This window comes from Kitasatospora sp. NBC_01539 (genome assembly GCF_045040525.1).
In the GTDB taxonomy this organism is placed as follows: Bacteria; Actinomycetota; Actinomycetes; order Streptomycetales; family Streptomycetaceae; genus Kitasatospora.
In genome coordinates this window covers 2,380,417-2,405,112 of the sequence record NZ_CP109390.1, presented here as the reverse complement: position 1 = coordinate 2,405,112, position 24,696 = coordinate 2,380,417, and the positions used below count along the sequence as shown (strand labels likewise).

Annotated in this window: 19 protein-coding genes; 13 read left to right on the top strand and 6 right to left on the bottom strand. The window is 76.2% G+C overall.

The features are described from left to right. Positions 1-36: 36 nt before the first annotated feature. The 3 genes from OG335_RS10285 (at position 37) to OG335_RS10275 (ending at position 3,708) form a co-directional block, all read left to right on the top strand. On the top strand, positions 37-1,104 hold the full coding sequence (locus OG335_RS10285; protein WP_405010755.1) for an RNA ligase (ATP): 1,068 nt from the start codon (positions 37-39) through the stop codon (positions 1,102-1,104). An 85-nt stretch (positions 1,105-1,189) separates the two neighbouring features. Then, positions 1,190-2,551: a cytochrome P450 gene (locus OG335_RS10280; RefSeq protein ID WP_405010754.1), complete on the top strand. Its 1,362-nt coding sequence runs from the start codon at positions 1,190-1,192 to the stop codon at positions 2,549-2,551. A 155-nt stretch (positions 2,552-2,706) separates the two neighbouring features. Continuing rightward, positions 2,707-3,708, top strand: a complete 1,002-nt coding sequence (locus OG335_RS10275; RefSeq protein WP_405010753.1) for a hypothetical protein — start codon at positions 2,707-2,709, stop codon at positions 3,706-3,708. Between the two features lie 65 nt (positions 3,709-3,773). Here the strand turns inward: OG335_RS10275 and OG335_RS10270 are convergent, their stop codons facing one another. Then, the gene (locus OG335_RS10270) at positions 3,774-6,560 is read right to left on the bottom strand and encodes a cellulose binding domain-containing protein (protein WP_405010752.1); all 2,787 of its coding nucleotides are present in this window, start codon (positions 6,558-6,560) and stop codon (positions 3,774-3,776) included. Between the two features lie 376 nt (positions 6,561-6,936). On the opposite strand from OG335_RS10270, the gene OG335_RS10265 reads away from it, so the two are divergent. From OG335_RS10265 to OG335_RS10240, 6 genes are all read left to right on the top strand, one after another. Beyond that, positions 6,937-7,734, top strand: a complete 798-nt coding sequence (locus OG335_RS10265; protein WP_405010751.1) for an MHYT domain-containing protein — start codon at positions 6,937-6,939, stop codon at positions 7,732-7,734. A 123-nt stretch (positions 7,735-7,857) separates the two neighbouring features. Then, positions 7,858-10,548, top strand: a complete 2,691-nt coding sequence (locus tag OG335_RS10260) for a nitrate- and nitrite sensing domain-containing protein (protein WP_405010750.1) — start codon at positions 7,858-7,860, stop codon at positions 10,546-10,548. Then, positions 10,545-10,955: a roadblock/LC7 domain-containing protein gene (locus tag OG335_RS10255; RefSeq protein ID WP_405010749.1), complete on the top strand. Its 411-nt coding sequence runs from the start codon at positions 10,545-10,547 to the stop codon at positions 10,953-10,955. The genes OG335_RS10260 and OG335_RS10255 overlap by 4 nt, the downstream gene beginning before the upstream one ends. A gap of 104 nt (positions 10,956-11,059) precedes the next feature. Beyond that, entirely contained in the window at positions 11,060-11,389 is a 330-nt protein-coding gene (locus tag OG335_RS10250; protein WP_405015350.1) for a DUF742 domain-containing protein, read from the top strand. After that, positions 11,370-11,963, top strand: a complete 594-nt coding sequence (locus OG335_RS10245; protein WP_405010748.1) for a GTP-binding protein — start codon at positions 11,370-11,372, stop codon at positions 11,961-11,963. Before OG335_RS10250 ends, OG335_RS10245 begins: the two co-directional genes overlap by 20 nt. A 164-nt stretch (positions 11,964-12,127) precedes the next feature. Then, positions 12,128-13,078 carry a hypothetical protein gene (locus OG335_RS10240; protein WP_405010747.1) on the top strand — a complete coding sequence of 317 codons (951 nt, stop codon included), beginning with the start codon at positions 12,128-12,130 and terminating at the stop codon, positions 13,076-13,078. Between the two features lie 110 nt (positions 13,079-13,188). Here OG335_RS10240 and OG335_RS10235 read toward each other — a convergent pair whose 3' ends face one another. Next, the gene (locus OG335_RS10235) at positions 13,189-14,562 is read right to left on the bottom strand and encodes a cation:dicarboxylate symporter family transporter (RefSeq protein ID WP_405010746.1); all 1,374 of its coding nucleotides are present in this window, start codon (positions 14,560-14,562) and stop codon (positions 13,189-13,191) included. A gap of 195 nt (positions 14,563-14,757) precedes the next feature. Between OG335_RS10235 and OG335_RS10230 the strand changes: the two genes are divergently transcribed. Together OG335_RS10230 and OG335_RS10225 are read left to right on the top strand one after the other, a co-directional pair. Next, positions 14,758-16,383 (top strand): ATP-binding protein, encoded by a 1,626-nt coding sequence (locus OG335_RS10230; protein WP_405010745.1) that lies wholly within the window; start codon positions 14,758-14,760, stop codon positions 16,381-16,383. Then, on the top strand, positions 16,380-17,078 hold the full coding sequence (locus OG335_RS10225) for a response regulator (protein ID WP_405010744.1): 699 nt from the start codon (positions 16,380-16,382) through the stop codon (positions 17,076-17,078). Before OG335_RS10230 ends, OG335_RS10225 begins: the two co-directional genes overlap by 4 nt. Here OG335_RS10225 and OG335_RS10220 read toward each other — a convergent pair whose 3' ends face one another. Further along, positions 17,079-17,678 carry a class I SAM-dependent methyltransferase gene (locus OG335_RS10220; RefSeq protein WP_405010743.1) on the bottom strand — a complete coding sequence of 200 codons (600 nt, stop codon included), beginning with the start codon at positions 17,676-17,678 and terminating at the stop codon, positions 17,079-17,081. A 194-nt stretch (positions 17,679-17,872) separates the two neighbouring features. On the opposite strand from OG335_RS10220, the gene OG335_RS10215 reads away from it, so the two are divergent. Then, on the top strand, positions 17,873-19,240 hold the full coding sequence (locus OG335_RS10215; protein ID WP_405015349.1) for a diaminobutyrate--2-oxoglutarate transaminase family protein: 1,368 nt from the start codon (positions 17,873-17,875) through the stop codon (positions 19,238-19,240). Next, a complete protein-coding gene (locus tag OG335_RS10210) occupies positions 19,237-20,703 on the top strand; it encodes a pyridoxal phosphate-dependent decarboxylase family protein (RefSeq protein ID WP_405010742.1) in 1,467 nt (488 codons plus the stop codon). Before OG335_RS10215 ends, OG335_RS10210 begins: the two co-directional genes overlap by 4 nt. Positions 20,704-20,718: 15 nt before the next feature. On the opposite strand, the gene OG335_RS10205 is transcribed toward OG335_RS10210, so the two are convergent. The 3 genes from OG335_RS10205 to OG335_RS10195 all read right to left on the bottom strand — a co-directional run bounded on the left by OG335_RS10205 (position 20,719) and on the right by OG335_RS10195 (position 24,661). After that, positions 20,719-21,528, bottom strand: a complete 810-nt coding sequence (locus OG335_RS10205) for an inositol monophosphatase family protein (protein WP_405015348.1) — start codon at positions 21,526-21,528, stop codon at positions 20,719-20,721. Between the two features lie 182 nt (positions 21,529-21,710). Next, the gene (locus OG335_RS10200) at positions 21,711-22,913 is read right to left on the bottom strand and encodes a type III PLP-dependent enzyme (RefSeq protein ID WP_405010741.1); all 1,203 of its coding nucleotides are present in this window, start codon (positions 22,911-22,913) and stop codon (positions 21,711-21,713) included. Next, positions 22,910-24,661 (bottom strand): IucA/IucC family protein, encoded by a 1,752-nt coding sequence (locus OG335_RS10195; RefSeq protein ID WP_405010740.1) that lies wholly within the window; start codon positions 24,659-24,661, stop codon positions 22,910-22,912. Before OG335_RS10195 ends, OG335_RS10200 begins: the two co-directional genes overlap by 4 nt. Positions 24,662-24,696 lie beyond the last annotated feature (35 nt).

Here is a 24,696-nt window from a genome sequence, read left to right as displayed (position 1 = left end):
TGATCGGCGTCACCGGAACGGGGAGGGACGACACCGATGTCCACACTGAAGGTCACCGCCGAGCGCCTGACCATCCTGGAGCACCCGAACGCCGACGCGCTGGAGCTCGCGCAGGTCGGCCTCTACCGCGCGGTCGTCGCCAGGGGCGCCTACCGGACGGGCGAGACGGCCGTCTACATCCCCGAGCAGGCGGTGCTGCCGGCCGGGCTGATCGAGGAACTCGGGCTGACCGGCCGGCTGGCCGGCGGCGACGCGAACCGGGTCAGGGCCGTACGGCTGCGCGGCGAGCTGTCGCAGGGCATCGTGTGCCGGCCGGGTGCGCTCGCGGGCGTCGACCTCGCCGAGGCCGCCGGCGCCGGGACGGACTTCGCCGGGGCCCTCGGCATCACCAAGTGGCAGCCTCCGATCCCCACCGCCATGAACGGCGAGGTGGAGCGGGCGCCCGACCTGCTGCCCTGGGTCGACATCGAGAACCTCAAGCGCTTCCCGGACGTGTTCGAGCCGGGCGAGCCCGTCGTCGTGACCGAGAAGCTGCACGGCACCTGCTGCCTGGTCACCTACCACGCCGGGTCCGGCGAGGTGCAGGTCTCGTCCAAGGGCGTCGGCGCGCAGGGGCTGGCGCTGCGCGAGGACGGCGTGAACCTCTACTGGCGGGCCGTACGGGCGCACGGCGTCGCCGAGGTGGCCGCCGGCCTCGCCGAACGCCTCGGCGCCGACCGGGTGGGCATCTTCGGCGAGGTCTTCGGCACCGGCGTGCAGGACCTGACGTACGGGCGGTCGGGCCGGAGCGAACTGCCCGGCTACGCGGTCTTCGACGTGTCGGCGGTCGTCGACGGGCAGCTGTGCTGGCTGGACGCCGCCGGGCTGCTCGCCGGTGCGCTGCCGGTGGTGCCCGAGCTGTGGCGCGGGCCGTTCGACCCGGCGGTGGTGCTGGAGCTGGCCGAGGGCCGGGAGACGCTGTCGGGCCGGTCGCTGCACATCAGGGAGGGGGTCGTCGTGCGCCCGCTGACCGAGCGGTACAGCCCGGTGACCGGCGGCCGGGCCATCGCCAAGGCCGTCGGCGGCGCCTACCTCACGCGCAAGGGCGGCACCGAGTACGAGTGACCCGGGCGGCCCGCGCGGTCTACTGCCCTGACGGAACGTCGGTTAGCGTGGCTGGTGACCGTACACCGTCATCAGGGGGAGACACGTGCAGGCCACCACCCGGACACCCGGCCCCGCCGGGCTGCCGATCATCGGGTCGATGCTCGACCTGACCCGCGACCCGCTCGCCGCCTACCTCGCCGCCCACCGCGACCACGGCGACGTCGTGCGCTTCGGTGCGGGCCCGCCGGGCCTGCGGGCCGAGTTCTACATGGTGTTCTCGCCGGACGGCGTGCAGCAGGTGCTCGCCACCCGCGCGGCGGACTTCCGCAAGGACAACACCATGTACGAGGAGCTCAGGGCCAGCCTCGGCAACGGCCTGCTGACCGCGCAGGACGCCGACTACCAGCGCCAGCGGCGGCTCGTCCAGCCGCTCTTCACCCGCCGCCGGGTCGACACGTACGCCGCGGCGGTCGCCCTGGAGTCGGCGGCCCTCGTGGAGCGCTGGGCGGCCGTGCCCGGCGGTGTCGTCGACACGGCCGAGGAGATGTCCCGCTTCGCGCTGCGAGCGGTCGCCCGGATCCTCTTCGGCACCGACGTGGAGGAGGCGATCGGCGCCGTCCGCCACTCCTTCCCGGTGCTCGGCGCGTACGTGCGCGACCGCGGCTTCGCGCCGGTGCGCATCCCGCGGCAGTGGCCGACCCCCGGCAACCGCGAGGCCCGGGCCGCCGAGCAGGCGCTGTACGCGGTGTGCGACGCGATCATCGCCCGGCGCGCCGGCGGCGAGGCGGACGACCTGCTCGGCCTGCTCGCCGCCGCCCGCGGCGAGGACGGCGAACAGCTCGACGCCGCCGAACTCCGCGACCAGGTGCTGATCTTCCTGCTCGCCGGCCACGAGACCACCGCGACCTCGCTCGCCTTCGCCCTGCACCTGCTGGGCAAGCACCCGGAGGAGCAGGAGCGGGCCCGCGAGGAGGCCCGCGCGGTGCTCGGCGACCGCGCACCGACCGCCGACGACCTCGCGGCCCTGCCCTACACCACCGCCGTGCTGAAGGAGGCCATGCGGCTCTACCCGGCCGCCGCCGTCATCGGGCGCCGGGCGGTGGCCGACTGCGAGATCGGCGGGGTGCGGATACCGGCGGGCGCCGACGTGCTCGTCGCCCCGTACGTGACGCACCGGCACCCCGGCCACTGGGACGAGCCGGAGCGCTTCGACCCCGACCGCTTCACCCCCGAGCGGGAGGCCGCGCGGCATCGCTACGCCTGGTTCCCCTTCGGCGGCGGCCCGCGGGCCTGCATCGGACAGCACTTCTCGATGCTGGAGTCGGTGCTCGCGCTCGCCGCGCTGCTGCGGGAGTTCGCGGTCGCGGCGGTCGACACGGAGGTCGTGCTCGGCCAGGCGATCACCCTGGAGGCCCGCAGCCCGGTGCGGGTGCGGCTGACCCGCTGCGGGCCGGCGCGGGCCTGATCCCCGGGGCCGGGGTGCGACCCGGCGCGGACGGCGTCGGTGGGTGGCCCTAGAGTACGTCAGCCATCTCGACGTCCTGGCGGGAGCGGGCAGTTCGTCGACGGCCGGTCGGGCGGGCGCCCGCCCCGAGCCGGGCACTGCCCACGGGGAACCCCTTGACCACGCCTCAGCCGCCGTCCCAGCCGTACGCCGCGCCGTCGGCCCCGCCCCCGCCCGCGCCGGTGCCCGGCCAGGCCCCGCCGCCCGCCGGGTACGGGTACCCTGCCCAGCCCTCGCCGTATCCGCAGCCCCCGGCCTACGGCGCGGCGCCGCCCGCGTACGGCGGGCCCGCGCCCTACGGCCAACAGGCGCCCTACGGCCAGCCGGCACCGTACGGCCAGCCCGCGCCGCACGCGCAGCCGCCGACCTACGGCCAGCCCTCGCCGTACGCGCAGCCCCCGGCGCACGGGATGCCGGGGGCCGGGCCGGGCTGCCGGTTCTGCGGCGGCCTCCCGGCCGTGAAGACCACTGTGCGCGCCCACCGGGGCATGATCGTGATCATGCAGTTCCAGCGCCAGGACGGGCCGTTCTGCCGCACCTGCGGCACCGCGGCGGTGCGCGACATGTCGGCCCGCACGATGGTGCAGGGCTGGTGGGGCTACCTGTCGTCGATCATCACGCCGGTGACGCTGATCCGGAACCTCTTCGCCTGGAACAAGATCAAGGCGCTGCCGCCGGCCGTCCCGGTCAGCGGACCGCAGCTCGACCCGGGCAAGCCGCTGACGAAGCGCCCGGCGATGCTCGTGCTGCTGCTCCCCGTGGTGGCCTGGTCGGTCGTCATCGGCCTGATGGTGGTCGGCGCGCTGGCCGACGACGACCCGTACACCCCCACGACGCCGTACCGGGTGCCCACCTCGGTGGGGATCACGACCGGGTCCTGCGTGCACAACGCGGGCACGTCGGTGAAGCCCGCGCTGAAGGTGCTGCCGTGCAGCGACCCGACGGCCGACTACAAGGTGGTGGGCCGCGTCGACGGCACCACCGACGACGCGGCGGCGTGCGAGCCGTACCCCGACACCGAGTCGTCGTTCACCCACTCCGAGAGCGGGACGGACGACGACTACGTGCTCTGCCTGGCGCACAACGGCACCTCCGGGGCGAGCGCGGCGGTCTCCTGACGTGCCGCGGGGGCGATGCGGCGGCTGCCGCACCGCCCCCGCGGGCGTCGTGTACCGCCGGGCGGTCACTTCACGGTGCAGGAGGCTCCGTTGAGGGTGAACGCGGCCGGGTTGGTGTTGCTGCCGGTCCACGTGCCGTTGAACCCGAAGGACGTGCTGCCGCCGTTCGCGGCGAGCGCGCCGTTGTAGCTCAGGCTCGTGACGGTGACGTTGGCGCCGCTCTGGGTCCAGCCGCCGTTCCAGAGCGAGCCGACGGTCTGGCCGTTGGCGAACGCCCACTTGAGCGTCCAGCCGTTGACCGCCGTGGTGCCGGTGTTCCTGACGGTGACGTTGGCGCCGAAGCCGCCGCCCCACTGGCTGCTCACGGCGTACGTGACCTCGCAGCCCGTGCCCGCGGTCGGGCTGGAGGACGGCGAGGACGAGGGGGAGGACGACGGCGACGCGGACGCGGAGGGCGAGGCGGACGCCGACGGCGACGGGGAGGCCGATGCGGAGGCCGACGCGGACGGCGACGGCGAGACCGTGGTCACGACCGAGGTGTCGCCGACGATGATGCCGCGGCCGTTGGTGGAGACGTACACCCGGCCGTAGACCCGCGGGTCGCCGGTGATCGCGGCGCCGGTCCAGCCCCACTGGTGGTTGTCGTCGTTGATGCGGACCCAGGTCGCCCCGGCGTTGTCGGAGCGGAAGATGCCGCGGACGCCGCCGATCTGGGCGCTGCTGTAGAGCGCCGGGTAGGCGGAGCCGGTGGCGGCCTTGCCGAAGCCGATGCTGTCGGCCTTGTCGACGCCCGCGAGGCGGGTGAACGACGCACCGGAGTTGGTGGAGTGCCACAGGCCGTAGGTGGCGTCGTCGGCGCCCCCGGCGAGCCAGACGTCGCCCTCGGTGGTGGTCAGCGCCTTGAAGCGGACGTTGCCCTTCGCCGGGAGGCCGGTGGCCGCGGTCTTGGTGAAGGTCGCGCCGCCGTCGGTGGAGACGTAGAAGGAGCCGGCCGCGTAGGCGTAGAACTTCTTGGCGTTGACCCGGTCGGACTCCACGGTCGCGCCGGCCGGCAGGCCGCTCGCGGTGGCCCAGGAGCCGCCGCCGAAGGTCCCGGCGACGGGGGAGGCGCCGTCCGGCGACCACACGACGCGGGTGCCGTCGGCGGAGATCGCCACGGTGCCGCCGCCGGTGACGCCGGTCGGCTCGCTGCTCGCCGCGTACCAGTTGGCGCCGTTGTCGTTGGAGAAGGCGATGTGCTTGTCGGTCGAGCCGCTGGGCGTGTTGCCGACCCGGACGAAGACGTTGCCGTTGGTCTCGGCGTAGTCGAGGCTGGTGGTGCTGCTGTGGTTCGGCGAGGTGAACATCATCGCCGGGGTGGTGGTCAGCGAGGTGTGGCGGAAGCCGCCGATGTCACCGAGCGCGCTGACCAGCGGGGCGCCGGTCGGCGGGCTGGCGAGGTCCAGGACGGCGGTCTCCTCCAGGCCCTCGACCATCGGCTTGATCGTGATCTTGGTGCCGGCGTCCCAGGCGGTGAGGTTGCTGCTGCCGTACAGCGTCGCGCCGGTGCCGTACATCATGCGGTCGGAGTTGAACGGGTCGATCTCCAGCGACTCCGTCATCCAGCCGAGCTTCGGGGTCTCCTCCGGCGGGGAGGGGTAGGCGCCCCAGGTCAGCCACGGCGAGGTGGAGACGTCCATGGTGTAGTGGTCGACCCGGTTCGGGTAGCCGTTGTACTCCCAGATCGGCTTGAACGTCGCGCCGAAGTCGGTGGAGCGGTAGATCTGGGTGTCCGGCCACCAGGAGCTGTAGCCCGTCACCATGACGACGTTCGGGTGCTGGCGGTCGATCGTCAGGCCGCTGTAGCCGAAGTACGCGCCGGAGTCGGACGACTTCAGCGGGCTGATCTGCAGCCAGGTGCCGGCCTTGGTGTCGTAGCGCCAGACGTCGCCCTTGCCGCCGTCGTACGGGCCGCCGGTGTCGCTGGTGGCCAGGTAGAGGTAGCCGTTGGTGCCGTCGAGGACGCCCTTGTGCGGCAGGAAGCCGGTGGGCTGGCCGGCGAGGCGGGTCCAGGTGGTGCCGCCGTCGGTGGAGCGGTAGACGTTGTTCTCCTTGTCGGCGACGCCGACGTAGATCGTCTGGGTGGTGGCGCCCGCGGCGGCGCTCGCCTTGTCGAACGTCACCCAGAGCACGCCCGGGTTGGAGCTCAGGTAGCCGCTGGTGTCCGTCGGGTCGGCCTGGTAGTTGCCGACGTTGGTGAAGCTGCTGACCTTCGCCCAGGTGACGCCGTAGTCGACGGACTTCCACAGGCCGTTGCCCTCGGGCGCGCCGAAGTAGACGATCTTGTCGTTGTTGGGGTCGACGGAGAGCCGCTCGCCCATGCCGCGGCCCGGCATGTTGCCGCCGATCTTGAACGGCATGGTGGTGCGGGCCCAGGTCTTGCCCTTGTCGGTGGAGCGCAGGATGGCGCCGTTGTTCGGGTCCCAGCTGTTGGTGTAGTTGCCCGCGGCGACGTACACCCGGTTGGTCTGCACCGGGTCGGTGGCCAGCGAGGCGACACCGGTGAGGTTCCAGTCGTTCCAGCCGATCGAGTCGAGCAGCGGGATCCACTTCTTGGTGGCCGGGTCCTGCCGGTAGGCGCCGCCGATGTCGGTGCGGGCGTAGACCAGGTCCTTCTCGGTCTGGTTGAAGACGATGCCGGGCACGAAGCCGCCGCCGTCCACCCTGGCGTTGCTCCAGGTGTAGGTGTCGGAGGTGGCCTCGGTCGCGGCGGTCGCGGTGCTGTGCAGGCCGGTCAGCCACGACACCGCCAGGCCGCAGCTCACCGCCAGCGCCGTGACGGCCGTCCGGGGACGGGTCAGGAGAGGAGGCATGGGGGAACGGACTCCTTCACGGGCCCGCGTGGTGGGAGAAGGGCCACCACGGTCGACGCGACCGTGGAGAGGGGTGCCCCCGCGCAACGGGTGGGGCGCGTCGTGCGGGCCGTCGGGCGTGACCCTAACGGCGGGCCGGGGACCGGCAGAAGGGGAGCGGGCCGGGCCTGTCCGTAAGCGGTCATGACGGCGGGTCAGCTCGTCGGGCACACGGAGCCCGCCCATTCGAGCACACCGCCGAGGCCGCCCGGGCAGCTTTTCACATCTTCTCGTGACCGCTGGTGGACGCTGGGTAGCGTCCTCCGCATCCGTGAGCCTCTTCGCACATGCGAAGGGCATATGACCGACCGCCAGGTCGCGCCCGCCGGAGGCATCGATGGGAACCCTGCACCACCTCAGCTTCGGCTGGCCCACACCCGCACTCTCGTACCTCCTCGCCTGCGTCGGCGCCGCGCTCGGCCTGCGCTGCACCCTCAGGGCGCTCGGCGCGACCGGCCCCGCACGCCGCAACTGGCTGCTCACCGCCGCCGCCGCGATCGGCTCCGGCATCTGGACGATGCACTTCGTCGCGATGTTCGGCTTCACCGTCGAGGGCACCGAACTCCGCTACGACGTACCGCTCACCGTGCTCAGCCTGCTCGTCGCCGTACTCGTCGTCGGCCTCGGCGTCTTCGCCGTCGGCTACGGCCGCCACCGCGGACGCAGCCTGCTCGCCGGCGGCCTCACCACCGGCATCGGCGTCGCCGCCATGCACTACATCGGCATGGCCGCCGTCCGGCTGCACGGCGCCATCGGCTACGCACCCGCCACCGTGGCGCTGTCCGTCGCCATCGGGGTCGGTGCGGCCACCGCCGCCCTCTGGGCCGCCGTCACCATCCGCAGCGTCGTCGCCGCCGCCGGAGCCGCCCTCGTCATGGGCGTCGCCGTCAGCTGCATGCACTACACCGGCATGGCCGCGGTGCACGTGCACCTCGACCCCGCCCGCACCGACCTGGGCGGCGCCACCCCGATGCAGTTCGTCTTCCCGCTCGCGGTGGGCCTCGGCTCGTTCCTCTTCCTCACCTCCGCGTTCGTCGCGCTCTCCCCCACCGCGCAGGAGCGCACCGCCTACCGCGAGGCCGGCGAACTCGCCATCGAGGACCTCGCCCCCGCCGAACTCGACCGCGCGGCCTGACCGTCCGCCGCCCCGGGCCCGGACACCACCCGGCCGCCCGGCACCCGCGGCCGGCCCGCACCCGCCCCGATGACGACCCGGCCCGACGACGACCCGGCCCGACGCGGCCGAAAGGACCCACCCATGCGAGTACGCCGCGGCACCCCGCGCAGCGCGCCGACGGCCGCCCCCGGCAGCACCGGGCGCGGACCGCGCCGACCGGGACACCCGGCCGGCCGGCACCGCGGGGCGCACGCCCGCGACGAACACCCCGGGCCCCCGCCCCCGGCCCCCGCCCAGCGCACCGGACGGCCCTCGCTGCGCCCCCGCACCGTGCGGGCCCGGATCGTCGCCCTGCTCATGGTGCCCGTGGTCTCCGTGATGGCGCTCTGGGCGTTCGCCACCGTCACCACCGCCCGGTCCGTGTGGGAGACCCTGCAGCTCAGGACCGTCTCCGGCGCACTCCTCGACCCGGTCTCCGCCACCGTCTCCGCCCTGCAGGCCGAGCGCACCGCCGCCGGCCGGCTGCTCGCCGGCGAGGGCGAGGGCCGCGACGGCGCCCTGCGCGACGCCGGCACCGCCACCGACCGGGCCGCCGCCCCGCTGCGCCTCGCCGACGGCTACAACCGGGCCGACGCCCTCGGCCTCGGCCCGGAGACCGCGGGCCGGGTCGACGAGCTCACCGCCGCCGTCGCCGCCCTCCCCGCTCTGCGGGCCCGGGTGCTCCGGCACCAGGCGGGCTGGCCCGAGACGTACACCGCGTACACCGCGGCCGTCGACCGCGCCCTCGACGTCACCGGCTCCGTCACCGCCCTGCAGGACCACCGGGTCGCCTCCGACGCCCGCGTGCTGCTGGAGTTCACCCGGGCCCGCGAACTCCTCGCCCGCGAGGACGCCCTGCTCCGCGCCGGCCAGGCCGCCGGCCGCCTCGACGACGCCCAGCTCCGCGAGTTCGGCGCCGCCGTGTACGCCCGCCGCCTCTTCGCGCAGGCCGCCTCCCGCGACCTCCGCCCGGCCGACCGGTCCGCGCTCCTCGCCGTCACCGGCGGCGCCGACCACCGCGAACTCGCGCGCGTCGAGGACGCCGTCCGCGACGCCCCCGACGGCGGGGCGGCCGTCCGCGCCGCGTCCGCCGAACGCTGGGCCGACCTCGCCGACGCCACCGCCCGCGACCTCGCCGCCGTCGAACGGGCCGCCGGAAACGCCGCCACCGCCCGCTCCGCCCCGTACGCGCTCGGGCTGTTCACCCCCGCCGGCCTCGCCGTGCTGCTCGGCCTGGCCGCGGTGATCGCCTCGCTGCTCATCTCCGTGCGGATCGGCCGCGGCCTCGTCACCGAGCTGATCGGCCTGCGCAACTCCGCCCTCGAACTCGCCGGCCGCACCCTGCCCGCCACCATGCGGCGGCTGCGGGCCGGCGAGGAGATCGACGTCGCCGCCGAGGCCCCGCTGCCGCCCTCCGGCGACGACGAGATCGGCCAGGTGCACGGCGCGCTGGCCCGGGTGCAGCGCGCCGCCGTCACCGCGGCGGTGGAGCGCGCCGAGGTGCTCTCCGGGGTGTCCGGCGTCTTCGTCAACCTCGCCCGGCGCAGCCAGGTGCTGGTGCACCGCCAGCTGACCCTGCTGGACGCGATGGAACGCCGCACCGAGGACCCGGCCGAGCTCGCGGACCTCTTCCGCCTCGACCACCTCACCACCCGGATGCGGCGGCACGCCGAGGGCCTGATCATCCTCTCCGGCGCCGCCCCCGGCCGGGCCTGGCGGCGGCCCGTACCGCTGATGGACGTCGTGCGCGCGGCGGTCGCCGAGGTCGAGGAGTACGCCCGGGTCGAGGTGCACCGGCTGCCGCCCGCCGCGGTCTCCGGCCCCGCCGTCGCCGACCTCACCCACCTCGTCGCCGAACTCGTCGAGAACGCCACCGGCTTCTCCCCGCCGCACACCAGGGTGCACGTCCGCGGCGAACAGGTCGGCAACGGCTACGCGCTGGAGATCGAGGACCGCGGCCTCGGCATGGGCCCGGAGGCACTCGCCGACGCCAACCGGCGGATCGCCGCCTCCGAACAGGTGGACCTCTTCGACAGCGACCGGCTCGGCCTGTTCGTCGTCAGCCGGCTGGCCCGCCGGCACGACGTCAGGGTGGCGTTGCGCCCCTCCGCGTACGGCGGCACGACGGCCGTGGTGCTGCTGCCGACCGCGCTGCTCGACACCACCGAGTCCGGGGCCGGGCCCGACCCGGTGACGGCGCCCGCGGCGCCCGCGGCCCCCGCGGCCCCCGCGGCCCCCGCGGCGGTGCCTGCGGCCGCCGCGGGGGAGGCGGGGACCGTCGCGGCGAGCGTGCCGGCGGCGCCGGCCCGGCCGCCGGTGGCAGCCGTCCCGACGCCCCGCCCGCTGCCCACCGCGGCCCCGTTCGGGGCGCTCGGCGCCGACCCGGGCGTGCTGCGCCCGACGCCGTTCCGGGCCGCGGGCGGCCGGACCGAGCGGCCTGCCGGGTCCGCCCGCCGCACCGCCCCACCGGACGGCTCCGCGGTCCGCCCGCCGCTGGCCGCGGTGCCCTCGCCGCCGCAGGCCCCCGCCCCGGCGCCCGTGGCGTCCGACGTTCCCGCGGCGGGCGCCGACGAGGACGCGCTGCCGCGCCGCGTACGGCAGGCCAGCCTCGTGCCGCAGCTGCGGGAGGCGCCGCCGAGGCCGAGGACGCGCCCGCGCCGGGACCCGGCGCAGCCCGTCGGCCGCGACCCGGAGGAGGCCCGTGCCGCGATGACGGCCTTCCGGAGCGGCTGGGCGCGGGGCGCCGCCGAGCAGTCCGTCCGACCGAACCCCACCGGAGGAGAGCACCGATGATCGGTACCACGCACCACGCGGGAGAGCTCAACTGGCTGCTCGACGAACTGGTCGCGCGGGTGCCCCAGGTGAGGTTCGCCGTGATGCTGTCCGCCGACGGCCTCGCCATGGGCACCTCGGCCGGCCTCGGCCGCGAGGACGGCGAGCACCTCGCGGCGGTCGCCTCCGGCTTCCACAGCCTCGCCAAGGGCGCCGGGCGCCACTTCGAGGCCGGCGAGGTGCGGCAGACGATGGTCGAGCTGGAGCACGGCTTCCTGTTCGTCGCGGCGGCCGGCGAGGGCACCTGCCTGGCGGTGTTCTCCACCGCCGACGCCGACCTCGGCCTGATCGCCTACGAGATGGCCCGCCTCGTGCGGCGGGTCGGCGAGCACCTGTACGCGCCGCCGCGCAGCACGGTCGGGCGGTGAGCCCGGTGCCGTACCCGCCCCCGGCCCGCGGGCCCGCCGACCCGTTCGGCCGCCCGCCGCTGCCGGAGGCGCCCGTGCAGTGGTTCGACGACGCGGCCGGGCCGATGGTCCGCCCGTACGCGATGACCCGCGGCCGCACCCGGCCGGCGGGCGCCGACTTCGACCTGATCGCGCAGATCACCGCGGACGTGCCGGAGGGCGAGGACCCGCCCGTCGGGCCCGAACAGGCCGTCATCCTCGGCCTGTGCCGGGCGGAGGCGCTCTCCGTCGCCGAGATCGCCGCCGACGTCGACCTGCCGCTCGGCGTGGTGCGGGTGCTGCTCGGCGACCTCCTCGACGCCGGGTACATCCGCGTCGGCCGGCCCGTACCGCCCGCCCTGCTCCCCGACGTGCACATCCTCCAGGAGGTCATCAATGGACTCCGTGCCCTCTGACGGCTCGGTGCTCGCCCTGAAGATCCTCGTCGCCGGCGGCTTCGGCGTCGGCAAGACCACGCTCGTCGGCTCGGTCAGCGAGATCCGCCCGCTGCGCACCGAGGAGCGGCTGACGGCGGCCGGCCGCGGCATCGACGACCTCGGCGGTGTCGAGCGGAAGACCACGACGACGGTCGCCATGGACTTCGGCCGGATCACCATCCGCGAGGGGCTGTCGGTGTACCTCTTCGGCACGCCCGGCCAGGACCGCTTCTGGTTCCTCTGGGACGAGCTGGCGCAGGGCGCGCTCGGGGCGGTGGTGCTGGCCGACACGCGGCGGCTCACCGACTGCTTCCCGGCGGTCGACTTCTTCGAGCACCGCGGCATCCCGTTCGTCGTCGCGGTGAACCGCTTCGCCGGCACCCGGGACTTCCGCCCCGAGGAGGTCGCGCGCGCCCTCGACCTCGACGGCGGCACCCCCGTGGTGGTGTGCGACGCCCGGCACCGCGCCTCCGGCAAGGACGTGCTCGTCAACCTCGTCGAACACGCCGGCCGGGTGCACGCCGCCCGCCTGCTCGCGGACACCCGCCGCTGACCGGCGGCCCGTGCACGCAGGCCCGTGCACGCAGGCCCGTGACCGCCGCCCGCGGGCCCGGCCCGGACCGCCGTCCGGCGCGGTGAGCCCCGGACGGCGGTCCGACACGCATGCCGCTGACGGCGTGTCAGCCGCTGCCGCTGCCCCGGACGTACATTGGCGAGGTGATCACGTACGAGGAGCGCGAGGCGAACGCACTGGCGGCCGACGGCCGCTGGCCGGAGCTGCTCGGCCACTTCCGACGGGCCCGCGCGGCCGCCGTCGCGGCGCACGGACGGCCGGGCGGGGCGGCCGGCCCGTCCGGCCACCTGCTCGCGTACGGCGCGCCGCCGCAGCTCGCCGCCCGGCTCTTCGACCACGACGGCGGGCCCGGCACCGCCGCCGACGAGACCGACCACGACGCCGGCCCGCTCTGGGAGGTGCTCGCCACCCGGCACTCCTGGCAGCGCCTGGCCCCGCTGCTCGAACCGGCGCCGGTGCGCCGGCTCGTCGCCCACACCCGGGCCCTGCTCGGCGAGAACCTCGCCGGCCGGGCTGAGCCCGATCCGGAGGACGTGCCGCTCACCCTGCAGCCGTGGGAGGAGGCGGGCTGGGAGGAGGCCGCCCGGGTCCGCGACTACCTGCCGGGCGGCGGCGCCCGGCGCGCCCTGCTCGCGCTGCCCGCCACCCGCGAGGGCCTCGGCCCGCTCGACCTGCCGACGTCCGGCGGGCGGGTGCCGGGGCTGGCCGCCACCCGGCTGTTCGCGGGGCTCGCCCCCTGGCTGCAGGCGGTCTGCGTGCGCGGCACCGCACCGGACGCCGCGGCCCAGCTCGCCCCGCAGCGCCGTGCCGTCGCCGGGCACCTGCCGTTCGGGGCGGTGTACCCGGCGCTCGTCCAGGCCGGTTCCGGGCTCCCCGGGCTGGGCAGCGCGCACGGGCGCCTCGCGGTGTGGCGGCTGCTCGGCGCGATGACCGGTGCGGGCCGGCCGGCGGTGGCCGAGGTGAACGCCCTGGTGGCCCGGCTGCGCTGCCTCGCCTGGGCCGACCCGGAGGACGAACTCTGGTACCTGCACGTCGCCCTGGAGGATCCGGCGACCGGTCTGGCCTGGGCGGTCAGCGGCACGTCGGAGGCGTGAGACCGGCCCGGTGCCGCTGCCGGGGGAGGTGCGGCGCCGGGCCGGTGGCCTGGGCGGGACGGGTGGTCCGCGCGTGCGGGCCGGGCGCGTGCCCGGGCGCGCGGGGCGGGTCAGGCGCTGGTGCGTTCGGCGGCGGGTGCGTCCGGCTGCGGCGGCACGGCGGTGCCGGCGTGGGCGTCGACCAGGGTGGTCTCGTCGAAGGGGAGTCCGCCGGCCAGGACCCGGGTGAGGCGGTCGCGGTCGAGTCCGCCCGTCCAGTGGCCGATCAGCACGGTGGCGACGGCGTTGCCGGCGAAGTTGGTGAGCGCGCGGGCCTCCGACATGAAGCGGTCGATGCCGACGATCAGGCCCACTCCGTCCACGAGTTCGGGCCGGTGCGACTGCAGTCCGCCGGCCAGGGTGGCCAGGCCGGCGCCGGTGACCCCGGCGGCGCCCTTGCTGGCGATCACCATGAAGACCAGCAGGGAGAGCTGCTGGCCGAGCGGCATCGGCCTGTCGAGTGCCTCGGAGACGAAGATCGAGGCCATGGTGAGGTAGATCGCGGTGCCGTCGAGGTTGAAGCTGTAGCCGGTCGGCACGGTGATGCCGACGACCGGGCGGCTGACGCCGAGGTGCTCCATCTTGGCGATCAGCCGGGGCAGTGCGCTCTCCGAGGAGGAGGTGGAGAGGATCAGCAGGAACTCCCGGCCGAGGTAGCGCAGCAGGGCGAAGATGCTGACGCCGGCGGCCAGCCGCAGCAGCAGGCCGAGGACCACGGCGACGAACAGCGCGCAGGTGAGGTAGAAGCCGGCCATGATCATGGCGAGGCTCTTCAGGGCGGCGGTGCCGGTGGCGCCGACCACGGCGGCGATGGCGCCGAACGCGCCGACCGGCGCCAGCCACATGATCATCGCCATGATCCGGAAGACCAGTTTCTGCAGGTGCCCGACACCGCGCAGCACCGGGGCGCCGGCCGCGCCCATCGCCTGCAGGGCGAAGCCCGCGAGCAGCGCCACCAGCAGGGTCTGCAGCACCTTGCCCTCGGTGAGCGCGGAGAACAGCGTGGTGGGGACGATGCCGAGCAGGAAGTCGGCGGTGCCGACGGCCTCTCCCGCCGCGGCCTGGGCATGCCCCGACTTCGCCAGGGCGCCGGTGAGGTGCAGCCCGGCGCCGGGCTCGATCAGGTTGCCGACCAGCAGGCCGATGCCGAGGGCGACGGTCGACATCGCGAGGAAGTAGCCGAGGGCGAGGCCGCCGACCCGGCCGACCTTCGCGGCCTTGGTGACCGAGCCGATGCCGAGCACGATGGTGCAGAAGATCACCGGGCTGATCATCATCTTGATGAGGTTGACGAAGCCCGTCCCGACCGGCTTCAGCTCCACCGCGACACCCGGCGCCGCCAGACCGACCACGATCCCCGCCACCACCGCGGCGACCACCGCCGGGTAGAGGTAGCGGGTCCGGTCCCGGCCGCCGGCCCTGACCTCTGCTGCGCTCGACATCATGCGGCTCCTTCGCCCTGCTGTCCCTGACGGGCCGGCCGGGCCGCCGTGTTCCGGCGCGCCCCGCTGCTCCCGACGGCCCCGGGGGGAGGGCCGCTCCGACTATCGGCGCCGCACGTGACGGCCGTCACGTTTGCGTTCATAGAGTTCACCGCACGGCCGGGGGCACCCCCGGCGGCACCGGGCACACTGTCCGGTATGACCAGCCGCCCGGACCGCCCCCACCGCCCCGCGCGCCAGCTGCCGCGCAGCCTGGCCGGACAGCTCTTCGCCGTGCAGGTCGTCATCGTCGCCGCCGTGGTCGCAGGCGGCGCCGTGCTCGCCTACCTCTTCACCGAGCAGCGCAGCCACGACGCCGCGGTCCGCCAGGTCACCGCCGCCGCCCGCGCGGTCGCCGACGCCCCCGGCGTCCGTACGGCCGCCACCGGGACCGACCCGACCACGGTGCTCCAGCCGTACGCCGAGCAGGTCCGGGCCGACGCCGGGGTCGACTTCGTCACCGTCATGGACACCCACGGCATCCGCTGGGCCCACCGCGACCCCGCCCAGATCGGCCGCCCCTTCCTCGGCCACATCGACCGGGCCCTCGCCGGGCACACCGACGCCGAGACCTACACCGGCACCCTCGGCCCGTCCGTCCGCGTCGTCACCCCCATCGTCGGCGACGACGGCCGGGTGGTCGGCCTCGTCAGCGCCGGCATCACCCTCGACTCCATCAGCGCCGGCCTGCGCGGCCCGCTCCTCGCCCTCACCGGTGTCGCGGCCGCCGCCCTGGCCCTCGGCGGCGCCGGCACCTACCTCGCCAACGCCCGCCTGCGCCGCCACACCCACGGCATGGGCGCGGCCGAGCTCAGCCACCTGTACGACTACCACCAGGCCACCCTCCACTCCGTCCGCGAGGGCCTGGTGCTCCTCGACCGGGTGCACCGGGTGGTGCTCTGCAACGACGCCGCCCGCGAACTCCTCGGTCTGCGCGGCGCGGTGGAGGGCCGGCCGTTCGAGGCGCTGGGCCTGCCGGAGTCGCTCGTCCGGGCGGTGCTCGGCCCGCAGTCCGCCCACGACGAGGTGCACCTCACCGCGGAGCGCGTGGTGGTGCTCAACACCTCGCCGATCGGCACCGGCCTCGGCAGTGTCGTCACCCTGCGCGACCACACCGAACTCCAGTCCCTCACCGGGGAGCTGGACACCGTACGCGGCTTCGCCGACGCCCTCGCCGCCCAGGCCCACGAGGCGGCCAACCGGCTGCACGCCGTCGTCTCCCTCATCGAACTCGGCCGCCACCACGAGGCGGTGGAGTTCGCCACCGCCGAACTCGCCCTCGCCCAGCGCCTCACCGACCAGGTGGTCGCCGCCGTCGGCGAACCCGTGCTCGCCGCACTCCTCCTGGGCAAGGCCGCACAGGCCGCGGAACGCGGCGTCGACCTCGAACTCGCCCCCGACAGCCGGATCGACGACGGCGTGCTGCCGAGCGGCCTCGCCCCGCGCGACCTCGTCACCGTGCTCGGCAACCTCATCGACAACGCCGTCGACGCCGCCGTGGAGAACGCCGCCGCCCGGCCCGAGCCGCCCCATGTCGCCGTCACCGCCCGCGTCGACGACGGCGAACTCCTGCTCCGCGTCGCCGACTCCGGCGCCGGCATCGACGAGGACGCCGCCGGCGAGGTCTTCCGCCGCGGCTGGACGACCAAGCAGCACGGCCGCGGCCTCGGGCTCGCCCTGGTCGCCCAGACCGTCCGCCGCAACGGCGGCACCGTCGAGGTCGGCCGCGAGCGCGGCGCCGTCCTCACCGTCCGGCTGCCCCTGGCGCGGCGGGCCGCCCGATGACCACCGGCATCTCCGTGCTCGTCGTCGAGGACGACCCGGTGGCCGCCGCCGCCCACGGCCTCTACGTCGCCCGCACCCCCGGCTTCCGCCTCGCCGGCACCGCGCACGGCTGCGCCGAGACCCTCCGGGTGCTGGAGGCGGCCCGGGCCGCCGGTGAGCCCGTCGACCTCGTGCTGCTCGACCTCCACCTCCCGGACGGCCACGGGCTGCAGCTGTGCCGCACCCTGCGGGCGGACGGGCACACCGCCGACGTCATCGCCGTCACCTCCGCCCGGGAACTCGCCACCGTCCGCCGGGCGGTGTCGGCGGGCGTCGTCCAGTACCTGCTCAAGCCGTTCAGCGGGGCGGCCCTGCGCGACCGCCTGGAGCGGTACGCCCGCTACCGCGCCTCCCTCGGACGCCAGGGTGAGGCCACCGGACAGGACGAGGTCGACCAGGCGTTCGCCCTGCTGCGCACCCCCGACCGCAGCTCCCTGCCGAAGGGGCTGAGCGCGCCCACCCTGGAGACCCTCGCCGGGGTGCTGCGCGGCTCCGGTGCGGGCCTGTCGGCCGCGGCCGCGGCCACCGCCGCCGGGGTGTCCCGGATCACCGCCCGCCGCTACCTGGAGCACCTGGTCGACACCGGCCTCGCCGTCCGTGAGCCGCAGTACGGCCAGGTCGGCCGGCCGGAGCTGTGCTACCGCTGGCGGACGTGATCAGCCGCGGACGGCCACCGCGAGGAACCGCTCGTCGGTGTCGGTGTACGCGGTCAGCCGCCAGCCCGAAGCCGCCAGCAGCGGACGGAGGTTGGGCTCGGCCCGCAGGTCGTCCGGGGTGATCCGCCGGCCGTGCCGCGCGGCGAGGGCGGCCCGCCCGATCGGGTGGTAGAGCGCGAGGGTGCCGCCGGGCCGCGTGACGCGGGCGAGTTCGCGCAGGCCCTCCGCCGGGCCGGTCAGGTGGGAGATCAGTCCGGCGCCGAACACCAGGTCGGCGACGCCGTCCCGCAGCGGCAGCCGGGCGCAGTCGGCCAGCAGCAGGACCGCCGCCTCGCGGTGCGCGGCCGCCTGCGCGAGCATCTCCGGGGTGAGGTCGACCCCGAGCACGGTGCCGGACGGGCCGACGGCGGCCCGCAGCAGGGGCAGGGCCCGGCCGGTGCCGCAGCCCGCGTCGACGACGAACCCGCCGTCGCCGGGGGACACCTCGGCGACGGCGGCGGCGTACCGCGGCCCGTCGTCGGGGAACTTCGCGTCCCAGCCCGCGGCCCGTGCCCCGAAGAACTCCCGCGTGCGCTCCCGCTCCGCCCGTTCGTCTGCCATGCGGGCAGCATAGGCCCGACCGCCGTGCGCCGACGGGCCGTCGGCGTCCCGGGCCGGATCGGCCGTGACCTTGCGGGACGCCGCTCGTTGGGGCAGGGCGGAGCCGTACCCCGCGGGTGGGCGCCGGCCGGTCGGTCGGTGGTGGGCGGACTCCTGCCGATAAAGTTAGGCTTACCTAACTTCGCGAGGGGAAGCTGTCCGTGAGTCCTGCCGTCGACACCGCCGCCACGGCCGGTGAGGCCATCCTGCGCCGCCAGCGCATCCGCGAGTCCTCCGCCCGCACGTACGCGCGGTCCTTCCCGATCGTGCCGGTCCGCGCGCACGGCATGACCGTGGAGGGGGCCGACGGCCGGCGCTACCTCGACTGCCTCTCCGGCGCCGGCACGCTCGTCCTCGGCCACAACCACCCCACCGTGCTGGAGGCGATCCGCCGCACCCTCGACGGCGGCGCCCCGCTCCACCTCCTCGACCTCGCCACCGCCGAGAAGGACGACTTCACCACCGCCCTCTTCGAGGCGCTGCCGCCCGCGTTCGCCGCCCGCGCCCGCATCCACTTCTGCGGCCCGGCCGGCACCGACGCCGTCGAGGCCGCGCTCAAGCTCATGCAGACCGCCACCGGCCGCCGCGGCGCCCTCGCCTTCACCGGCGCCTACCACGGCATGACCGCCGGGGCGCTCGCCGTCACCGGCTCGGTCGCCGCCAAGGCGCCGCTGCCCGGCGGCGGCGAGGTCACCCGGCTGCCCTACCCGTACCCGTACCGCTGCCCGTTCGGGCTCGGCGGCGACCGCAGCGCCGCACTCTCCGCCGCCTACACCGAACGGCTCCTCGACGATCCGGCGGGCGGCGTCACGGCGCCCGCCGCGATGATCCTCGAAGCCGTGCAGGGCGAGGGCGGCGTCGTGCCCGCCCCGGACGACTGGCTGCGCACCATGCGCCGGATCACCACGGAGCGCGGCATCCCGCTGATCGTCGACGAGGTGCAGACCGGCGTCGGCCGCACCGGCGCGATGTGGGCCGTCGAGCACAGCGGCATCGTGCCCGACGCGATCGTGATGTCCAAGGCCATCGGCGGCAGCCTCCCGCTCGCCGCCGTCGTCTACCGCGAGGAGTACGACGGCTGGCGGCCCGGCGCGCACACCGGCACCTTCCGCGGCAACACCCTCGCCATGGCCGCCGGCGCCGCCACCCTCCGGTACGTCGCCGCGCACGGCCTCGTCGAGCGCTCCCGGCAGGTCGGCGCCCGGATGGCCGCCCGGCTCGCCGGGCTGCAGAGCCGGCTGCCCGTCATCGGCGACGTCCGCGGGCGCGGCCTCATGCTCGGCGTCGAACTCGTCGACCCGGCCGGCACCCCGGACAGCTGCGGCGCCCTGCCCGCCGACCCGCACCTCGCCGTCCGCGTCCGGGAGGCGTGCCTGCAGCGCGGCCTGATCGTCGAACTCGGCGGCCGCCACGACGCCGTGCTCCGCCTCCTGCCGCCGCTCACCATCACCGACGAACAGGCCGAGGCCGTGCTCGACCGGCTCGCCGACGCCGTCGAGGCGGCCTCCCGGACCTCGGCATGACCCTGCTCCCGGCACTCTCGGGCGGCACCGGCGGACCGGGCGCGCTCCGCCCGCTGCTCGCCCGGGTGCTGGACGCGCTCGCCGCGGGGGCGGCCCGCCGCGGCGGGCCCGTCCCGGCCGTCCGGCCCGGCGACCTCGACGGCCAGGTGCGGGCGGCCCTCGCCGCCGCCCCCGGCCGGGACGCCCTGGACCGCCTCACCGAACTCCTCGCCCACGGCGCCGCCGACCCCGCCGACCCCGGCTGCGCCGCCCACCTGCACGCCCCGCCGCTGGCCGTGGCCGTCGCCGCCGACCTCGCCGTCAGCGCCCTCAACCCCTCCCAGGACTCCTGGGACCAGGCCCCCGCCGCCACCGCCCTGGAGACCGCCCTCCTCGCCGACCTCGCCGCGCTCGTCGGCCACCCGCCGGGGCGGGGCGCCGGGGTGTTCACCGGCGGCGGCACCGAGTCCAACCTGATGGGCCTCATGCTCGCCCGCGACCGGGTGCTCGGCGACGGCGTCGAACTCCACGGCCTGCCCGCCGGCCGCGCGCCCCGCATCGTCGCCTCCGAGGCCGCGCACTTCTCCGTGCAGCGCGCCGCGGCGCTGCTCGGCCTCGGCGAACGCGCCGTCCTCACCGTGCCCGTCGACCGCACCCTCCGCATGGACGGCGACGCGCTCGCCACCGTCCTCGCCGGAGCCGTACGCGACGGCGCCACCCCGATCGCCGTCGTCGCCACCGCCGGCACCACCGACACCGGCGCGATCGACCCGCTGCACCGGGCCGCCGACCTCGCCGCGCAGTACGGCGCCTGGCTGCACGTCGACGCCGCCTACGGCGGCGGCGCCCTGCTCTCCGACCGCCTCGCGCCGCTGCTCGACGGCATCGGGCGCGCCGACTCCGTCGCGCTCGACTTCCACAAGCTCGGCTGGCAGCCCGCCGCCGCCGGGGTCTTCCTGGTGCGCCGCGCCGAGACGTACGCCTCGCTCACCCGGCGCGCCGCCTACCTCAACCCGGCCGACGACGAGGAGGCCGGCTACCCGAGCCTGCTCGGGCTCTCGCTGCGCACCACCCGTAGGCCGGACGCCTTCAAGCTCGCCGTCACCCTGGCCACGCTCGGCCGGGCCGGCCTCGGCGCGCTCGTCGACGCCTGCCACCGGCTGGCCGCCGACGCCGCCGACGCCGTCCGGGCCGAGCCCGCCCTTGAGCTGCACGCGCCGCCGGTGCTCACCACCGTGGTGTTCCGCTACCGGCCCGCCGCCGCGGACCCCGCCGCGGCCGACCGGGTCAACGCCGTGCTGCGCCGCGACCTGCTCGCCGCCGGCACGGCGGTGGTCGGGCGCACCGAACTGCCGGGCACCGGACCGGGCCGCGTACGCCTCAAACTGACCCTGCTGAACCCGCACACCACCCCGGACGAGATCGGCCGGCTGCTCGGCGCCGTCGTCGCCGCGGGCCGCCGGGCGGAGGCCCGGTGCGGCTGACCCGCCCGGGGCGGGTCAGTCCTCGAAGGCCAGGTCGAGCAGGATCTCCCGGGTGCGCTCCCACACCGCCGGGTCGCAGGCGACGAGCAGGCCGTCCTCGCAGCCGGGCGGCTCCGGCCGGTAGGCGCTGCCGTCGAGGCGGGCGGAGACGCCGCCGGCCTCCGTCACCAGCAGCGAGCCGGGGGCGTGGTCCCACGGCAGGGTGCGCCAGTAGAGGATGAACTCGTGGCTGCCCTCGGCCAGCTGCGGATACTCCATGCCGGCCGAGCGGAGGCCGGGGGTGATCGGGCCGAACGCCCGCGCGTTGCTCTGCAGCTGGTGGTGGAGGGCCGGTTCGACGTAGCGGCTCTTCACCCAGCCCCGCCACTTCTCCGGGTCGTCGCCCGCGGGCTCCCGGACGAGCCGGTGCCCGTCCCGCCAGGCGCCCGACCCGAGCTCGGCAGAGTAGGAGACGCCGCTGACGGGCTGGTAGATCCAGGAGGCCACGGTGTGCCCGGCCCGGACGAGCGAGGCCATCACCGCGAAGTCGGGGCGCCCGGCGACGAAGTTGGAGGTGCCGTCGACCGGGTCGACCAGCCACACGGCGGGCTCGGTGCCGAGCGCCCGGGCGAGCGACGGGTCGGCGGCCACCGCCTCCTCGCCGACCACCGGCACCGGCAGCAGCTCCTGCAGGCGCCGCGTGATGATCACCTCGGCCTCGCGGTCGGCGACGGTCACGATCTCGCCGGGCGCCTTCTCGATCACCTCGCCCGCGGCCAGGGCCCGGAACCGGGGCTCCACCACCTCGGCCGACGCCTCGGCGAGGATCTCCGCCACCTTCTCCATCAGCACCCGACCGCTCCCTTCGCCGGGTACCACTCTCGCATGCCCGGGGTGCGGGGACCTGCGGCGGTCCGGCCGGCGGACACGGCCGCGCCCCCGGGCACCGGCGGGCCGCCGCCCGGCGGTCGGGTGACCGGGCGTCGCGGTTCCGGCCCCGCGGGGAGGTGGCGGCCCGGTCGGCCCGGTCAGGAGAGTTCCCGGTCCGGTGCCCCGTCGGGCGTGTCCAGGACGTGGAAGCCCGGCCGGGGGTGCATCAGGAAGTCGTGGTGCGAGATGTTCCACGCGTAGGCGCCGGCCATCGCGAAGACCACCCGGTCGCCGGCCCGCAGCCCGGGGGCCGCCGCCCGTCCGGCGAGCACGTCCTTCGGGGTGCACAGCTGCCCTGCCAGGGTGACCTCCGGTCCGGTCGCGGAGGGCCGCTCCCACGGGTGGGGCCAGTCCGCGGACGGGCGGACGGCGAACGGCTGCGCGTGCCCGCGGGTGGCGGGCGTGCGCAGGTGGTGGGTGCCGCCGCGGACGACGGCGAAGTCCTCGCCGTGGCTGTGCTTGAGGTCGAGCACCTCGGTGGCGTACCAGCCGCAGTAGGCGGTCAGCGAGCGGCCGGGCTCGATCCGCAGGCGCAGTCCCGGGTGCCGGGCGAGGAGCTTCTCCAGGCCGGTGCCGAAGGCCGCCCAGTCGAAGCGGGCGTCCGGGTCCGCGTAGTCGACGGCCATGCCGCCGCCGACATTGGCCTCGCCGAGGCCCAGGGCGGCGGCCTGGCCCACGATGGCCCCGGCGAGCGAGAGTTGGCCGTCGGCGTCGAGGCCGCTGGCGAGGTGGGCGTGGATGCCGCGCAGCCGCAGGTGGCGGGCGTCCCGTCCGGCGAGCAGCCGCAGGCCGCGGTGCACGTCGTCCGGGTCCATGCCGAACGGGCTGGGCCGGCCGCCCATGGCGAGTGCCGCGCCGTCGAGTCCGCCGCCGTCCACCGGCAGGTTGGCGCGCAGCAGCACGTCCACCGGCACGCCGAGGGCGATGAGTTGCCGTAGTTCGTGCAGGCTCTCGACGTGCCACCGGTGCACCCCGGCGGCGAGACCGGCGGTGATCTCGGCCGGGGTCTTGCCCGGTCCGCCGAACGCGGTGCGCGCGCCGGGCACGGCGGCCGTGACGTGTGCCAACTCGCCGCCGGAGGAGACCTCGTAGCCGTCGACGAACGGGCGCAGCGCGGTCAGCAGGGCGGGCTCGGGGTTGGCCTTGGCGGCGTAGTACAGCTCGACGCGGTCCGGCAGTGCGGCCCGGACGGCAGCGGCGTGGGCGCGGAGCGCCGGCAGGTCGTAGAGGTAGGCGGGCAGGGCGTCGGCGGGCAGGGTGTCGACGTGCCGGGCGACGAGCGCCCCGGGGGAGGCGGTCACCGGGCACCGGCCCTGCTGCGGGCGGCCTCGGCGAGGAGGTCCGGGGCGAGCGGCGACGGCAGCCGGACGTACCCGGCCTCGCGGTCGGGGCGGCGCTCCCACCGGGTCAGCAGGTTGGCCTTGGCGGGCAGCGGGGCGCCGTCCAGCAGGGCGGTGAGCCGGGCCGGGCGGCCGTTCGCCTCGGCGTACTCGGCGAGGACGGTGCGGAGTTCGCCCCAGAGGGCGGCCTCGTGCCGGGCGGCGTGGGCGGCCGGGGCGAGGTCGGCGAGCGCGGCGAGCAGCTCGGAGAGGTGGTTGACGACGAGGCAGTAGACCACGCGGTCCCATCCGCGGTCGGCGTCGTAGGCCATCGGCCCCGCGACGTCGGGCGGCAGGGCGGCGAGCGCGGCGGCGTGGTGGCCGGGCAGCAGTTTGGTGCCCTCGAGGTCGCGGAAGAGCACCTGGGCCGGGCGGCCGTCGGTGTCGACGCACACGAGGACGTTCTGCAGGTGGGGTTCCAGCACGATGCCGTGGTCGAGGTAGGCGGCGAGCACGGGAGGGACGACCAGGCGCAGGTAGCGGGCCCACCAGTCGCGGGCGGCGGCCGGGTCGGCGTCGTCGAGGAGGGCGGCGATCTGCGCGGAGCTGGTGGGGTACTCGTCGGCGACGGCGGCGGCCAGCAGCGGGGTGAGGCCGGGGCGGACGGCGCCGGCGAGGCCCTCGCGGACGATCAGGCCGAAGCCCTCGTAGAGCGCGGTGTCGGTGCGGCCGTCCGGGCCGGGCAGGGCGAGGGTGCGGAAGGCGGGTTCGCGGAGCACGGCGGCGTCCGGGAAGCGCCGGGCGAGGTCGGCGAACGGCCCGGCGAGCAGCCGGGTGAGGGCGACGGCGCCGGCCAGCTCGTACGCGGCGTTCTTGCGAAGGCAGTTGGTGATCCGCACGTTGAGGCTGAACTTGAGGAACGTGTCGGCGCCGTAGAGCGTGCGGACGGACGCGGTGGCGGTGAAGGGGGTGCCGCCGGGGCCGAGGTCGACGACGTCGCCGCGGGCGAGGGCGGCGGTCAGCAGCGGGTGGTCGCGCAGCAGCGCGTACTGCCAGGGGTGGGCGGGCAGCAGGCGGTAGCCGTCGGGGAGTCCGGTGCGCAGGCCGTCGAGCAGGGCGGGTGCGCCCGGGTCGGCGGCGTCCTCGGCGAGCAGGGCGCTGCGGACGGCGAGGTGGCGCAGCCGGAAGGCGGCGCGCGCCTCGGGCGCGTACGCGGACCACGGTGTCGGCGGGCCGGGCCGGTCGACGGAACGGGCCTTGGGGGCGGGGTGGAAGCGGTGGCCGAGCAGCAGGGCCTGTTCGGACTCCACGTACCGGTCGGCGCCGGGTTCCGGCCGGCCTGCCAGCGCGGCGGCCACCCCGGCGTGGCTGGAGGCGAGTTGGGTGAGGAACTCGTCGTTCGCGGTGCCGCCGCGGCCGGCGAGCTCGGCCTGGACGTGCTCGGCGAGTTCGCGCCAGCCGAGGGCGTGCGGCCCGTCGGCGGCCTGTGCGAGGACGGGGCCGGTGAAGCGGTGCGCGCCGGAGAGCGAGGTGCGGCGCAGGGCGACCCTCAGCAGGGTGCCGCGCCGGGGCAGCCGGACGATCAGGTGGTCGTCGATCACGGCGGTCTGGTGCTCGGGCGCGGAGACCTCGCGGAGCAGGCAGTTGAGGAGGGTGTGGGCGACCGCGTCGTCGGCGGTGGGCAGCCCGGCGGGGGCACAGGTGTGGCGGGTGTCGAGCCGTGGGGTCATGCGTCACTCCATCGCGGGTGTGGGCCGGGCGCACC

What these genes read in the sequence shown, in the direction of transcription:
- OG335_RS10260 (WP_405010750.1), top strand. Translation starts at nt 7,858, where the DNA reads ATGCGAGTACGCCGCGGCACCCCGCGCAGCGCGCCGACGGCCGCCCCC.
- OG335_RS10210 (WP_405010742.1), top strand. Translation starts at nt 19,237, where the DNA reads ATGACCCTGCTCCCGGCACTCTCGGGCGGCACCGGCGGACCGGGCGCG.
- OG335_RS10220 (WP_405010743.1), bottom strand. Translation starts at nt 17,678, where the DNA reads ATGGCAGACGAACGGGCGGAGCGGGAGCGCACGCGGGAGTTCTTCGGG.
- OG335_RS10245 (WP_405010748.1), top strand. Translation starts at nt 11,370, where the DNA reads ATGGACTCCGTGCCCTCTGACGGCTCGGTGCTCGCCCTGAAGATCCTC.
- OG335_RS10250 (WP_405015350.1), top strand. Translation starts at nt 11,060, where the DNA reads ATGGTCCGCCCGTACGCGATGACCCGCGGCCGCACCCGGCCGGCGGGC.
- OG335_RS10225 (WP_405010744.1), top strand. Translation starts at nt 16,380, where the DNA reads ATGACCACCGGCATCTCCGTGCTCGTCGTCGAGGACGACCCGGTGGCC.
- OG335_RS10285 (WP_405010755.1), top strand. Translation starts at nt 37, where the DNA reads ATGTCCACACTGAAGGTCACCGCCGAGCGCCTGACCATCCTGGAGCAC.
- OG335_RS10255 (WP_405010749.1), top strand. Translation starts at nt 10,545, where the DNA reads ATGATCGGTACCACGCACCACGCGGGAGAGCTCAACTGGCTGCTCGAC.
- OG335_RS10235 (WP_405010746.1), bottom strand. Translation starts at nt 14,562, where the DNA reads ATGATGTCGAGCGCAGCAGAGGTCAGGGCCGGCGGCCGGGACCGGACC.
- OG335_RS10230 (WP_405010745.1), top strand. Translation starts at nt 14,758, where the DNA reads ATGACCAGCCGCCCGGACCGCCCCCACCGCCCCGCGCGCCAGCTGCCG.
- OG335_RS10265 (WP_405010751.1), top strand. Translation starts at nt 6,937, where the DNA reads ATGGGAACCCTGCACCACCTCAGCTTCGGCTGGCCCACACCCGCACTC.
- OG335_RS10205 (WP_405015348.1), bottom strand. Translation starts at nt 21,528, where the DNA reads ATGGAGAAGGTGGCGGAGATCCTCGCCGAGGCGTCGGCCGAGGTGGTG.
- OG335_RS10195 (WP_405010740.1), bottom strand. Translation starts at nt 24,661, where the DNA reads ATGACCCCACGGCTCGACACCCGCCACACCTGTGCCCCCGCCGGGCTG.
- OG335_RS10270 (WP_405010752.1), bottom strand. Translation starts at nt 6,560, where the DNA reads ATGCCTCCTCTCCTGACCCGTCCCCGGACGGCCGTCACGGCGCTGGCG.